The sequence below is a fragment of the Chryseobacterium sp. SIMBA_028 genome, from assembly GCF_046535285.1.
Lineage (GTDB): Bacteria > Bacteroidota > Bacteroidia > Flavobacteriales > Weeksellaceae > Chryseobacterium.
In genome coordinates this window covers 256,897-271,389 of the sequence record NZ_JAWRWZ010000001.1, presented here as the reverse complement: position 1 = coordinate 271,389, position 14,493 = coordinate 256,897, and the positions used below count along the sequence as shown (strand labels likewise).

At 36.0% G+C, this 14,493-nt stretch carries 13 protein-coding genes; 6 read left to right on the top strand and 7 right to left on the bottom strand.

What is annotated here, in order from left to right; genetic code table 11:
• The first annotated feature begins 31 nt into the window (after positions 1-31).
• From SCA31_RS01270 to SCA31_RS01245, 6 genes are all read left to right on the top strand, one after another.
• On the top strand, positions 32-550 hold the full coding sequence (locus SCA31_RS01270; protein WP_410695002.1) for a DUF1697 domain-containing protein: 519 nt from the start codon (positions 32-34) through the stop codon (positions 548-550).
• Positions 551-694: 144 nt separating this feature from the next.
• The gene (gene kdsA / locus SCA31_RS01265; protein ID WP_076351837.1) at positions 695-1,504 is read left to right on the top strand and encodes a 3-deoxy-8-phosphooctulonate synthase; all 810 of its coding nucleotides are present in this window, start codon (positions 695-697) and stop codon (positions 1,502-1,504) included.
• A 43-nt stretch (positions 1,505-1,547) separates the two neighbouring features.
• Positions 1,548-3,785: a TonB-dependent receptor plug domain-containing protein gene (locus SCA31_RS01260; protein ID WP_410695001.1), complete on the top strand. Its 2,238-nt coding sequence runs from the start codon at positions 1,548-1,550 to the stop codon at positions 3,783-3,785.
• 144 nt (positions 3,786-3,929) lie between these two features.
• A complete protein-coding gene (locus SCA31_RS01255; protein WP_410695000.1) occupies positions 3,930-4,310 on the top strand; it encodes an HYC_CC_PP family protein in 381 nt (126 codons plus the stop codon).
• 119 nt (positions 4,311-4,429) lie between these two features.
• Positions 4,430-4,903: a DUF3347 domain-containing protein gene (locus tag SCA31_RS01250; protein WP_410694999.1), complete on the top strand. Its 474-nt coding sequence runs from the start codon at positions 4,430-4,432 to the stop codon at positions 4,901-4,903.
• 105 nt (positions 4,904-5,008) lie between these two features.
• Positions 5,009-7,777: a multicopper oxidase domain-containing protein gene (locus SCA31_RS01245; RefSeq protein WP_410695191.1), complete on the top strand. Its 2,769-nt coding sequence runs from the start codon at positions 5,009-5,011 to the stop codon at positions 7,775-7,777.
• A gap of 65 nt (positions 7,778-7,842) precedes the next feature.
• On the opposite strand, the gene SCA31_RS01240 is transcribed toward SCA31_RS01245, so the two are convergent.
• From SCA31_RS01240 to SCA31_RS01210, 7 genes are all read right to left on the bottom strand, one after another.
• Positions 7,843-8,961 (bottom strand): FAD-dependent monooxygenase, encoded by a 1,119-nt coding sequence (locus SCA31_RS01240; protein WP_410694998.1) that lies wholly within the window; start codon positions 8,959-8,961, stop codon positions 7,843-7,845.
• 37 nt (positions 8,962-8,998) lie between these two features.
• Positions 8,999-9,499: a GNAT family N-acetyltransferase gene (locus tag SCA31_RS01235; protein ID WP_410694997.1), complete on the bottom strand. Its 501-nt coding sequence runs from the start codon at positions 9,497-9,499 to the stop codon at positions 8,999-9,001.
• Positions 9,500-9,509: 10 nt separating this feature from the next.
• Positions 9,510-10,103, bottom strand: a complete 594-nt coding sequence (locus tag SCA31_RS01230; protein ID WP_410694996.1) for a hypothetical protein — start codon at positions 10,101-10,103, stop codon at positions 9,510-9,512.
• A gap of 16 nt (positions 10,104-10,119) precedes the next feature.
• On the bottom strand, positions 10,120-10,914 hold the full coding sequence (locus SCA31_RS01225; RefSeq protein ID WP_410694995.1) for an alpha-ketoglutarate-dependent dioxygenase AlkB: 795 nt from the start codon (positions 10,912-10,914) through the stop codon (positions 10,120-10,122).
• An 18-nt stretch (positions 10,915-10,932) separates the two neighbouring features.
• Positions 10,933-12,165, bottom strand: a complete 1,233-nt coding sequence (locus SCA31_RS01220; protein ID WP_410694994.1) for a hypothetical protein — start codon at positions 12,163-12,165, stop codon at positions 10,933-10,935.
• A gap of 152 nt (positions 12,166-12,317) precedes the next feature.
• Positions 12,318-13,184: an RNA polymerase sigma factor RpoD/SigA gene (locus tag SCA31_RS01215; protein WP_002979276.1), complete on the bottom strand. Its 867-nt coding sequence runs from the start codon at positions 13,182-13,184 to the stop codon at positions 12,318-12,320.
• A gap of 298 nt (positions 13,185-13,482) precedes the next feature.
• Complete coding sequence (locus SCA31_RS01210; RefSeq protein WP_410694993.1) at positions 13,483-14,274, bottom strand: S1/P1 nuclease; 792 nt, start codon at positions 14,272-14,274, stop codon at positions 13,483-13,485.
• Between the last annotated feature and the right edge of the window lie 219 nt (positions 14,275-14,493).

Here is a 14,493-nt window from a genome sequence, read left to right as displayed (position 1 = left end):
AACCCATTATCTATCACCTAATACCTAATCTATGAAATATTGTGCTTTTCTCCGTGGCGTTAATGTAAAAGGAACCAATATGAAGATGGCAGATGTCTGTCAGGTCTTTAAAGATGCCGGAATGAAAGAGGTGAGTTCTGTACTGGCTTCCGGAAATATTGTTTTTTCTTCAGATAAAAATGTTGATGATTTAAAGAAAATTCTGGAAAAGGCGATGTCAGAATACTTTTCCTATGAGGCTTTTCTGTTTGTAAAATCACAGGAAGAAACAGAGGTATTCTGGAATAGCATTCCTTTTGAAAAGAATGAAAATCTACATATCTATGCCTTTGTAGGAATACCCGGTGTGGAGAATATCCTGATGGAAGAATTTCAAAAAGCCACTCAAGCTGAAAAGGCCGAAATTGTCAATGATATATTTTACTGGCAGGTTTCAAAGGGAAATACCCTGGATTCCACCTTTGGAAAGGTGCTGGGAAAGAAAAGTCTTAAAGATCAATTTACCAGCAGGAATATCAATACGTTTGAGAAAATTTTAAAAAAGTTTTAGAATGGCGGATATATTTCCTTCCTTTCTGATTGCTGTTTCTTGCACCGTATTAATGCATGAAATTTTTAATTACTCTAAAATCCCAAATAATTTCCAAGTCTGAAACTTTCTCAGTATTTTTACTGAACTTTTAATTACAACAAAATGATTCAGTATTTAGATAATATTCAGCACAAAGATTCAAAAAATTTTTTCCTTATTGCAGGTCCTTGTATTATTGAAGGAGAAGATATGGCTTTAAGAATTGCTGAAAAAGTGATTAACATTACAGACAAGTACAATATTCCATATATTTTTAAGGGAAGCTTCAAAAAGGCAAACAGAAGCCGTGTAGATTCTTTCACATCCATTGGAGAAGAAAAATCTCTTGAAATCCTTAAAAAAGTAGGAGAGACATTCAACATTCCTACTACAACAGATATTCATGAAAATGAGCATGCCGCATTGGCAGCACAATATGTGGATGTACTTCAGATTCCTGCATTTCTTGTACGCCAGACCGATTTATTGGTGGCTGCAGCAAAAACAGGAAAATGTGTTACCCTGAAAAAAGGACAGTTCCTTTCGCCGGAATCTATGAAATTTGCCGTTCAGAAAGTTACGGATTCTGATAATCAAAAAGTTGCGATCATTGAAAGAGGAAATTCTTTTGGGTATACAGATCTGATTGTTGATTACAGAGGAATTCCTACCATGAGAGAATATGCGCCTGTAATTCTGGATGTTACCCATTCTTTACAACAGCCTAACCAAAGCTCAGGAGTAACAGGTGGAAGACCAGATCTTATTGAAACCGTTGCCAAGGCCGGAATTGCGGTAGGGGCAGACGGAATTTTCATTGAGACACATCCAACACCTGAAACAGCTTTATCTGATGGTGCAAACATGTTAAGATTAGATTTATTAGAAGATTTGTTACAAAAATTAACAAGAATTAGAGAATCGATTTTGTAATTGTTAAAAAAACATTAATTTTAGAAATTCTAAAATATTTCTTTTGAAAAAACTAGTTTTACCGCTAAGCCTTATGGTCCCAATGCTTATTTTCTCCCAACAAAGGAAAAAAGATACGGCGACCACTAAAGTGACCGATATAGAGGAAGTCGTATTCCAGAAAAAAACAACCGGAAGAACAAATGACCTTACCAACGTAAGAATTTCTGCAAAAGAAGCCAAGGCAGTAGCCTCCATCAGTGGCGGAATAGAGGGGTTGCTTAAAACACTCCCTTCTGTAAACTCCAATACTGAGCTATCTTCCCAGTATATGGTACGTGGTGGAAACTATGACGAAAACCTTATCTACATTAATGATATTGAGATCTACAGACCTTTCCTGATCAGAAACTCTCAGCAGGAAGGGATGAGTATCATCAATCCGGATATGGTTTCAACCGTGAATTTCTCCGCAGGAGGATTTGAACCCAAGTATGGGGATAAAATGTCTTCTGCCTTGAATATCTATTATCGTGAACCTGAAAAATTTGAACTTTCAGGAGAAGCAAGTTTAATAGGAGGTAGATTAACAACCGGTTTGGCATCTAAAAATAAAAAGTTTACCGCTTTATTTTCCGGCAGATACAGAAATACCAACCTTGTTCTTAATACCTTAAAGGAAGATACAGACTTTAATCCTACCTATTGGGATTTCCAGTCCTACCTTAATTATCATGTTAATGATAAGCTTTCCATGTCATTCATAGGGTATTATTCCAAGAATGATTACGAAATGATTCCTAAGGCAAAAAGTGTAACCTTTGGAAGTCTTCAGCAGCCTATTCAGGTAAACATCGGCTATGCTGGTAAAGAAAATGACCAGTATAAAAATATGATGGGTACATTCTCCCTGAACTATAAACCATCCGATAAATGGAGATTAACATTGGATAGTTTTGCCTATCAAAACAGAGAGAAAGAATACTACACCATCCGATCAGAATATGATCTGCAAACATTTGACCCCATCACAAAGGAGCCTGTTGCTACTTATGACGTTGGAGGACAGACAGAGCATGCCAGAAATGATTTATTTGTAAGAACTTACGGAACTCAGTTTAGAGCAAAGTTTTCCCCTAATATCAATACAGATATCGAAGTTGGATTTAAGTATGAAAAGGAAAACCTGAAAGACCTTACCAACGAATGGAAACTGGTAGATTCTGCAGGATACAGCCTTCCAAGACCGGAGGTTATTGACCCAAGAACTGGTACTACAGGAGATCTTCGAATGTTTTATCATATTGCAGGGAAAAATGATATAGAGCCTACAAGACTATCTGCCTATGCTCAATATTCTCAGAAATTTTACTGGGGAGCAAGCAAGGTATTTATCAATGCCGGAGCAAGAGTTTCCAACTGGAGCTTCAATAAGGAAACATTATTCTCTCCAAGATTCCAGTTTGCCATAAAACCAGACTGGGAATCTGATATGCTATTCAAGCTTTCCGGAGGAATTTACTATCAGGCACCATTTTATAAGGAGATCAAAGATTTGGACGGAAATTTCAACTCCAATATCAAGTCACAAAGATCGATGCAGTTGATCCTTGCCAATGACTATGAATTTTATATGTATGACAGACCGTTTAAATTGACGACGGAGCTTTATTACAAGAAAATGGATAACCTGATCCCGTATTATATGGATAATGTAAGGATCCGTTACTCAGGGCAGAATAATTCAAAAGGATATGCATACGGAATTGATACAAGATTATTCGGGGAATTCGTTCCTGGGGTAGATTCTTGGTTGTCCGCAAGTTATGCGCGAGTGTATGAAAATATTGATGGAAGAGGAAATATTCCAAGACCTACCGATCAGAGATTGAGGTTTGCCATGTTCTATCAGGATTATATGCCGCAGTTTCCATCCATGAGGGTAAACCTTACCTTGGTGTATGCAATGGGACTCCCAACAGGTTCTCCTGTAATGTTTAATGGTAACGGACAGCCTGATTTTACTTCAGCGTATAACTATCAGCAAACATTACCGGCTTATAAAAGAGTAGATATCGGATTGACAAAAGTATTCATTGATCCGAAGGATAAAAACAAGAGATACGGCTTCTGGGGGAATTTCCAGGAATTATCATTAGGAGTTCAGGTTTTCAATGCGTTTAATATCAATAATACTGTTGCCAACCAATGGATCACAGATTACAATACCAATTATATGTATCCGGTACCGGTACGTCTTACAGGACGTTTCTTTAATGTAAAGTTAGAATTTAAACTATAGTAAAGTTTCTCGGTAAGAGATCACAAAAAATATAAAAAGCTCCTGAATATTTTTCAGGAGCTTTTTTGTTTACCTGAATTTTATAACAACATTACTGAATTTTATAACAACGGTTTCCGGGATATTTTTAACTTTGCTGTAACAATGAAAAAGATTCTTGCCATATTGTTTTCTATTTTCTACTTCGGATTTTCTTCCGGAGCAGCTTTTAGCGTTCATTATTGTATGCAGGAATTTGTTTCTGTAAGCCAGAAAACAGACGATATCTGTGGAAAATGTGGGGTAAAGGAAAAAAAAGGATGTTGTAAAACAGAGATTAAAATTGTAAAAGTTGACGATTCTCAGAAATCAGATTTGATGAATGTTGACTTTTTAGGACAAATCTCTGAAATCCCGACCACCCATCAGTTTTTCTTTGCAGACAAGTCTTTTTCAGCATCAAAATTTACTCAAATTCAGATCAATGGGCCTCCGGAATACAAACCGGTACCTATCTATCTCCATCATTGTAATTTTAGAATTTAGAATGGGTCTGTCGTTTTTCGGTATTACAATAATATCGATCAAGTCGACACGTTCAGACGCATGTACTTATGTGTCATCCATTATTCTTTATTAAAAAATTAATTCTAAAATTTAAAACAATGAAAAAGTATATCATTACAGCAGCCCTATCTTTATTTTCAATCGTTTCACTTTCAGCACAATCTAAAAAAGACGCCCAGGTTTCAAAACTGTATCAGAACTATATTGCAATAAAATCTGCATTAGCTTCAGATGATGCAGACAAAACTTCAAAGGCTGCCACAGAATTCATTAAAACAGCGTCTGCCATTGATTATAAGTTAGTATCAGAAGGAAACCTTAATATACTTAGAAAAGATGCTTCCGCTATTTCTGATGCAAGAACTGTTGCTGCCCAGAGAGAAACATTCTTCAACCTTTCCGATAATATGATTGCTCTGACAAAAGAGTTCAAGCTTTCCGAAAAACCGGTGTATGTACAATATTGCCCAATGGCTGATGCAAGCTGGTTAAGTGACGAAAAACAAATCGCAAACCCATACTATGGGAAGTCTATGCTTACTTGTGGAAGTGTAAAGTCAGAAATTAAGTAATATATTGTATTAATCTTTAAAACAATAAGTTGCATGATTTAATTTATGTTTAAATGTAAGTCATGCAGCTTCTAAAAAGTTCGGAATATTATGAAAAAGCTAATCATGTTTCTGGTGCTTTTGTTTTCTGTTTTTACCTTCGCACAAACAACAAAAACCTATTATAGCTGTCCTATGCATCCAGAAGTAGTTTCCTCAAAGCCGGGAGACTGCCCAAAGTGCAAAATGACCTTGGTAAAGAAAACAGTTGTGATACAGTCAAAAGTGGTTGCAAAGCCGGTAGTAAAACCTATACAGAAAGTAGAGACTAAAACAAAACCAGTAGAAGGTAAGGTCAATAAGACTAAGATTGATAAAAAAGCTGATGTTAAAAAGGCAAAGAAAGTTGAGAAAGCTCAGGTTGTGAAACCTGATTTGAAACCTAAAAGTCAGATTTCTTCTCAACAATCTAAACCTCAATCTCAAATCACCTACACTTGTCCTATGCATCCTGAAGTTACTTCAGAGAAACAGGGAAGATGCCCTAAATGCGGAATGGACCTAGTTGAAAAAGAACAGCATCAACATGCTGTAGCTGAGGAGCAAAAAGAAGAAAGGCCTGTTCTCAAAAGAAATTCTGAAAATGGAAGACTTACTTTTGGAGGGAAAACAGTTCGTTATGATCTGTATGTAAAAGATACTATTGTCAATTTCACAGGGAAAAACAGAAGAGCACTTGCCATCAATGGAAAATTGCAGGCTCCTACGATGTATTTTACAGAGGGAGATACAGCAGAGATTTATCTGCATAATATGCTTAAGGAAAATACAGGACTTCACTGGCATGGTGTTATCTTGCCCAACGAACAGGATGGTGTGCCTTATCTGACAACAAAACCTGTAAAACCAGGAGAAACGCATTTGTATAAATTCAGAGTTTCTCAAAACGGAACGTATTGGTATCACTCGCACGAAGCCCTTCAGGAACAAATAGGAATGAACGGAATTCTGGTCTTTAAAAAAAGAGAGGGAGAACCAAAGACAGAGTATAATGCAGAAATCCCTGTACTATTAGGAGATTGGAGTGATGATGATCCCATGCAGATTGCCAGAAGGCTTCACATGGCCAATACAGATTGGTATGCCGTAAAGAAAAATGCCGTTCAAAGTTATTGGGAAGCGATAAAGTCCGGAAACTTTGGAACAAAAGCCTTGAATGAGTGGAAAAGAATGGAAGCAATGGACGTAAGTGATGTATACTATGATACATTTTTGATTAACGGAGTACCAAGTTCTGATTATTCCAATCTAAAAGCGGGAGACAAGGTAAGATTAAGAGTAGCCAACGGCGGGTCATCCACTTATTTCTGGCTAAATTATGGAGGCGGAAAAATAAGGGTAGTTGGAAATGACGGAAATGATGTGGTTCCTGTAGAAGTTGACCGCCTGATTGTAGGTGTTTCCGAAACATATGATATTGAAGTCACCATTCCTGAAAGCAAAAGTTTTGAGTTCAGAGCTACTTCAGAAGACAGAATAGGACATGCTTCACTTTGGCTAGGATCGGGTGATAAAGTAGAAGCGCCCAACCTCCCTAGATTAATGCTTTTTGAAGGGATGAAAATGATGAACGGAATGATGGAAATGAGCGGAAACATGAAACCAATGAACATGACGATGGGAAACCAGATGATGGACATGAATGAAGTGATGTATCCGGAACTTTCCGAAAGTCAAAGAAAAACAACAATGAAGCATATGAATGAAATGATGGGGGTAAAAACAAAGGAAGAGAAAAAAGAGGAAGATCATTCTCAACATTCAGGAATGAATACGAAAGAAGAAAAGTCCATCAAAAGATTATCCTACAACATTTTAAAGTCTCCGGAAAAAACAATTCTTCCAACGGACAGTATTCGTGAAATGAAATTTACGCTGGAAGGAAATATGAACCACTATCTATGGACACTGGACAATAAAACGGTTACAGAAACGGATAAGATTTTGGTTAAAAAAGGAGAAATTCTTAGGATTAAAATGTATAATAACTCTATGATGCGCCACCCAATGCACTTGCATGGGCACGATTTCAGGCTGATTAACTCAAAAGGAGAATATTCACCATTGAAAAATGTAGTAGACATTATGCCCATGGAAACCACTACCATTGAATTTGCAGCCAATCAGGATGGAGACTGGTTCTTCCACTGTCATATCCTTTATCATATGATGGCCGGTATGGGAAGAATATTCAGCTATGAAAATTCAAAACCAAATCCGCAGCTTCCTAACAGAAAACTGGCCTGGAAAAACTTCTTACAGGATAACAAGATGGTAAGCTCTATGGCCATGCTGGATGTTGCAAGCAATAAAATACACGCAGAAACCATGACAATGTTTGGACCAAGATGGGCCAACCTAAATGAATTTCATTCTAACTGGAACTTCGATCATTTTGAGGGAAGTGCAAAAGTGGGAAGATTTTTAGGAAAATTCCAATGGGCACTTCCTTATGCAGGGTTTAGGGTTCAGAAGAACCATGAAATTATGGAAAGACAAATGGCGGAAGATATGGGAATGGATTTTCATGGTAAGAAAACCTGGTTCGGACAGCAGAAAGCTTCTAAAAGCAGATATGCGTTTATGGTCGGAATGCAGTATGTATTGCCAATGTTGATAACGGCTGATGCAAGTGTAGACCAAAACGGGAAAGTGTTGCTGGAACTGAGCAGAGAAGATATTCCAATTTCCAGAAGGTGGAGAGGAAACTTCAGTGTCAATTCTGACGGAGAGTTTTCTACAGGACTGAGATACATTGTTCAGAAATGGTTATCCCTTTCCGGAAACTATGATAATGAAATGGGATTTGGAGCGGGAGTTACCTTAACCTATTAATATAAAGCAAAAGACTGTCTCTTGGGGCAGTCTTTTTAATTACTACCAATCTCTGTACAGTAAAACTACATTTCCAATTCAATAATTTTCTTTGCCATTTTCTTATTAATGCTTTCTGGAATTAAACTCATCAGAAAATTACGGAGTGAATTTCCCTTTTCCCACTGAGAAATTTTTCCAATCGTACGGCTTGTACTCACAATATAATCAACCTTTTTTCTTCTGATTTTCTGAAATTCCTCAAATACAGAATTGAAATCCTGATTATTCTCCAGTAACTTTCCAATAATGTAAGCATCCTCAATGGCCTGGCAGGCACCTTGTCCCATATTGGGAGTAGTAGCATGGGCAGCATCCCCAATCAGGCATAGATTTTCAGAATACCATTTCGGGATAGGAGTGAGGTCGGAAATTTCATTACAGATGATATTTTCTTTTGCTGTAGCTTCAATAAGCTTCAAAACCAGAGAATGATACTCTTTAAAAATGTCTGTTAATTCCAAATATCTGCCAAAGCTCCTCTCATTGATGCAGGCATACCAGTATATTTTTTTTTCCGAGATCTTTACAAAGCCAAAACGTTTTCCTTTTCCCCACATTTCAAAGGCCTCATGATGATGTTTTTCAGGCAGCTCAAAGTCTACAAGCCCACGCCAGCATTTTTGTCCGGAACTTCGGATGGTTCCTGTTTTTAATATTTGATTTCTAATAGGAGACTTTATACCATCTGCTCCAAAGACAATTGTACTTTCTACCCGGGTTCCATTATCAAACTCCAAAATATAGTTTTCTTTCTTTTCAATGGCCTTTAAAGAATGATTGAGCCGAATAGCCGCAGGATCTAAATTTTCTGCAAGAATTCTCTGTAGTTCAGCTCTGTGAATAGCTACATTGCAGGAATTATACTTTTTTTCCAGTTCAAGAATCTCTGTTTTTGAAAACGGTTTCATTGACTCGTTGGATAGAGTGATTCTATGGATTTTATTTCCAGCATTTTCAATTTTTTCCTTTAAACCTAATTGATCAAAGACTTGCATTGCATTGACGGCCATCATGATTCCTGCTCCTACAGGCTTTATTGCAGGAGCAGATTCATAGAGCGTAAAATCATATTGATGCTGCTTCAGGATATTTCCAAGAGTGAGACCGCCAATTCCGGCTCCTATGATTGAAATTGAATTCATCAGTATTGGTTTGTTTTATATAAAGCCTGTTGTAAATTTATAGGGTTAGCATATAGCTTTCGGATACTTTTTTAAAACCATATTTACCGAAAAAATGATGCGCACCATGGTTATCAACACCACTTTCCAGCATAATAAAACTGATATTCCAGTTTTTGGATTCCCGAATCACTTCCTCCAAAAGTGTACTTCCAAGAGACTGACCTCTTACGGCTTGATCTAAAAGCATATCTTCCAAAATAGCATACTTTTTAAAAGGACTGTTAATAACATTGAAAACAAGCATTCCTACAATCTCTCCGTTGTCATTTTCTGCAATTAAGATATGCAATTTTGAAGCCTCACTGTAGTCATAATCACTCATAAGCTGTTCTGTGAATACAGCTCTGAGATCAGGATTCCAATGATTAGAATCTAAAGCTCTTCCATACATAATTTCACTGTGGGAGATGTAAGAGTCTGTTTTATGGGCGATAAAAAAATCGACCAGTTCCGGGACACGTGTTTTATCCGTAAGCCATTTTGTAGTATATTTCATAAGAGGTTGTTTATTTTATATTCTTTAATTCTTCCATTAACTTATTTTGCCTTTTGATAAAGCTTTCCAGACTGTCTGTTTTTAAAGGATGGGCATTTTGAAACTTTTCAATTTCTGAAAGTGTTTTTCTGATTTTAAAGGCAGTATATAAATTACCTAACGTTTCATTATTTTTATTGATCTGAACAATAAGCACTTTTATATTTCCGGTTTTAAGATTGTATCTCTCAGCACTGGTCTTAACCGCTGTTTCAACCTGTTTCTTAATCAGAGAATCAGTAATCGACTTCATCTGATATTCTGCTTCCCGATAATAAGATTCAGATATACTGAGTACTTTGTTATAGTTCTGCAAAACCTTTTGAGTTTCCTGACCCGCTTTTTGTACTTTATCGTCAAGTGCTTTAAGGTTTTTATCATTCTTAATTATTTCAGAATAGATTTGATCAATCTGATTTTCATAACGGCCCGATTTTAATGAGCCGGAGATAGAAGATTTTGCATTGTCAACAGCATTTTCTACAATGGGAGCATTTTCAGTCCTATTTTCCTTACATGAAAGCAAGGATAAAGCCATTACCGAAGCGAAAAGTATTTTTTTCATTGTGATTATTTTAAAATTATAATTTAGTGATAGGTTTTAAAAGGTCTGCATTACTAATCGTGTAGAATAAATTGGGATAAATGAAATCCAGCACTCTGTTTTCCTGACCTCTCAGCTGGAAAAACTCTGATTCCTGATCTTGATCTGCCAATGTCAATGTCTCACCAGTAGAAAAATAAGGAAGCTCTTCTTTGAACTGAATATAAGTTTTTGAAGTTCGGAAAGTTATTCCCAACCACTTATTATTGGATGTCGTATTTAAATTTGATGATGAATTCAATATGATTTTATGCTGAAATTTTTTATTAGTTTCAACAGAAAATAAAACCACAGAATTATGATGGAGTATAATTTCAGCCTCTTCATTGCTCACTTTGTCTTTAATAACAAGTTTTCTAAAATGAAACTCCTCGAGTTCTTCAGGTTTCTCATAGCATGTAAAAAGTGCGATAAAAGAATTGCTGTCCAAGTCCAATGCCTGATCAGAATGGTAATTCATTTTAGAATACGTAGAATCATACACTTCAATTAAAGCGTTGTTGAAATTCTGTACAGGTATATCAGCATGATCAGCGCGTAATGTATCATTCATATGATCTACAAGCTGGTGATGAATATCTGAAAATGCAACAGCCGGAGTAGCATATCGGGTGGTGGTTCTCACAATCGGAATAAGTAGCCCATTTGTATTGACAAGATGGTTGCCAAGCCTACCTTTTCCGGTAGATTCAAATTCAGCAGAATTAAATAGTGGATCGAAAAGATTTTCTTCCGTGGTAAGAGTTATGGTATAAAATTCAGGGAAACTCATTTTTCTTTATTTATATATTTAAAAAATAGGTTTTTCATAATCACCAGAGTTCATGCTGAAATGAATTTTCCCATATTCCATCATCTTTTCAGAGATATTTTCTTCATAATAAGAACTGCGCAATTCTTCCTGAAGTTCAGGCGTCATTTTTTCAAGTTTAATATAGCTGCCGTTTTCTTTAATATAAGTCTGATTATCTGTATGCATGGCTTCCAGATCAGAACAACGCACGACATACCCCATTCTTATAGGAATTTGATCAACACCCAAAACAGAAGGTTTGATTTCATGGGTATAGAGCCTGTTGGTGGAAAGCGGGATTATGAATGCAGAATTTGGGTATAAAGTAACACTGAATTCCTTTGCCAAAGAATCATCCTCCACATTTTTCTTTAACTTGAAATGCAATCTTGTCAGGGCACTTGTTTGTTTATAGCACCAATCGAATCTATCGGTAGTTGATGGTTTTAGCTGTTCAGTATTAGAATCATCATAGAAAGTACAAAATGCAATAAGTCCTTCCTTAGGCATGTCTTTGGTTTTATCCGAATGTGCCTTGATTTTAGCTTTTACTTCTTTTTCAGAATCAACAGTTTTCTTTTTATTCTCATAGATCTGTACCAGAGCGTGATTAAGTTCTGTTTTATTATCGAAACTTTCCTGCACGCAATTATTTAATATATTGATAATTTTTGTATCCATACTACGGAAATTATCTGTAGGTCCTGTTAAATTACTGGAGCATCTCAAAAGATGATAATGAAAGGCATCTTTTCCGTCTTCAGCAGTATCTTTGGTGACTTTGCTGAGGTAGATCCCTTTTCTTAGAGCCTTGCTTTCCTTATTGGATTCTGTAAGTTCCTGAAAATCATGTTCAGATTTGATTTGATCAAAATTACGTTCATCTACAAAGAGTTTCCTGTAGTAAACACCAGCATTGCTGATGACTACTGGAACTTCTCCCAGTGTTACTATTTTTGATTTTTCCGGGTTATAATTTTCATCATTAACCGAAAATTCTTCTATAATGTTAAGAAAGAGAGTGGTCTTTGTAAGTAGGCTGAGGTCTCCACATACGTATATCTTTTTATTGCTAAAGTCAATCTCTGTATCAGAAAGGGTATTGATCACCAATCCGCAGAAATTCTCGATGAGGTATTGAAGCTCAGAATTGATAGTATTGTCGTTTTGTAAAACGACAAGAACGTTTTTATCTTTAGAAATTTTGTTTTCAAATGGTGGAGTATTCATGTTTAATCTTTTTCGAATGGAATATTATAATGGTATTAGTTGAAGGTATTTAAAAAATTGTTACAAATGCTTATCAATAGAATGTAATTCAAAAATAAAAAAAACGGAGCCTGAAAAACAGACTCCGCCTATAAAAATAGTTTGCGCTAAAATTATTTACCTAGGTAAGATTTAAGGATCTTACTTCTGGTATTGTGTTTTAGTCTCTTAATTGCTTTTTCTTTGATCTGACGAACTCTCTCTCTTGTAAGATCGAAAGTCTCACCAATTTCTTCTAAAGTCATTGGGTGTTTTCCGTTCAGTCCGAAGTATAGTCTTACCAAATCAGCCTCTCTTGGAGTTAAAGTATTCAATGCTCTTTCAATCTCAATTTGTAGAGATTCAAGCATCAAGTCTTTATCAGGACTTGGTGATTCTCCTGAACGTAATACATCATAAAGGTTAGAATCTTCCCCTTCTACTAAAGGTGCATCCATAGACAGGTGTCTTCCGGAGTTTTTCATAGATTCTTTAATGTCCTCCTCACTCATGTCAAGAACTTCAGCCAATTCTTCCGGAGAAGGTGGTCTTTCATTTTCCTGCTCAAGGTGAGCGTATGCTTTATTAATTTTATTGATGGAACCAATTTTGTTCAACGGAAGTCTTACAATTCTAGATTGCTCAGCTAACGCCTGTAAAATTGATTGACGGATCCACCATACTGCATAAGAGATAAATTTGAAACCTCTAGTTTCATCGTACCTTTTTGCCGCCTTCATTAATCCTAGGTTACCCTCATTAATCAAATCGGGTAAGGAAAGACCTTGATTTTGGTATTGTTTGGATACAGAAACTACGAAACGAAGGTTGGCTTTGATTAATTTCTCTAGTGCGGCTCTGTCGCCAGCACGTATTCTTTGTGCCAATTCTACTTCCTCGTCCGCAGTAATTAGTTCCACTTTACCAATTTCCTGCAAATACTTGTCTAATGAAGCAGTTTCCCTGTTGGTAACCTGCTTAGTGATTTTTAATTGTCTCATTTATTTTATCCTCAAAAAAAGAGTTACTATAATATATACGTTTGGCAAAGTAAAAAGGTTACACCTATTTGGATTTTTTTTGTGAAAAGTAGTATTATGGGGGAATCAAGAGCTAAAACTGTAGAAGTTAATTTAATTATAAAATTGGTAAGAACATTATTTTTAAAGCTTACACATTGAAATAGTGCAAGAGCTTTACATTGTAAACAAAAAAAACGAAACCGAAGTTCCGTTTTATAACTATTAGTAATATTTTAACTGTAGCCAGTATTTTTAAATGTTTACAAGCAATCGGTAATTAAAACAATTCATTCAATACCTTCGCCAGTCTTAATCCTCCGTACAATAATTGTCTCTCCATTGTTTCGTTGAATTTATACTGGTAATCGTAGGATAATTTTGAATCGTTTGGAGTCTGTGCATAGATTTTATTGGCAATTTTGTGCGAATCATACAACCAGTCTTCCAGGGTTCCGGATTGAATTTGTGCTACTTCTTCTTTAGATTTGATATCCAAAAGCTTAGAATATTCAGTATAGCTGTATTTTTGAGAGTCCACTAATTTTCCGTCCCAAACAGAGTGTAAGTTTGTTTTTTCTCCGAAATAAGTAACATTGATCTTATTTCCTCCCAAATCTTCGGCTCTTCCTACGTGTAGCGGCTGAGCAAGATCACCCATAATATGAATAAGGAAGATCAAAGCAATTTTTCTGTCCTTTTCAGAAGTATTTTTATCCTTAATTTGGCTGGATAAAGTGTTTACCTGAGTATAAAGACTTGGACCTGCCTGCATCTTTAGGTTTTGATCAAAAGCCTTAAGGTCTGTTTGTGGATCAATGTTTACATAATGCCAGGTTGAAGCCTGCTTCCATACGCCTGTAGTGTCGGACTTGATAAAATCCGGCCAGTTGGCCCAATATGCCAAACGTTCTTTCCCCATTATTTTTTTGATTTCTCTTCTTGCCTTTCTCGAAAGGTGGTTTTCAGCAATGTCAGCAATGACTCTATGCCCTGTAAGTCCCCACGCATAAGAATAAAGTGAAGAGGAAATGAATGCTAAAATCAGAATTTTAGAATAAATACTTTTCATTTTAAATAACAATTTTCAATCTGCAAAGATACGGCCCGCTTTCCGAATGAGCATAAATTATCCTGAATTTATTCCGTAATAAAGTGTTAATAAAATTTAATTTAAATAAAATAGGGAATTGTACTAGGTTTGGAGAGGAAAGTTAAAGAGGAAGATTATTTTTGTATAATGTATAATGTATAATGTATAATGTATAATGTATAATGGAGGAGGGTAGCA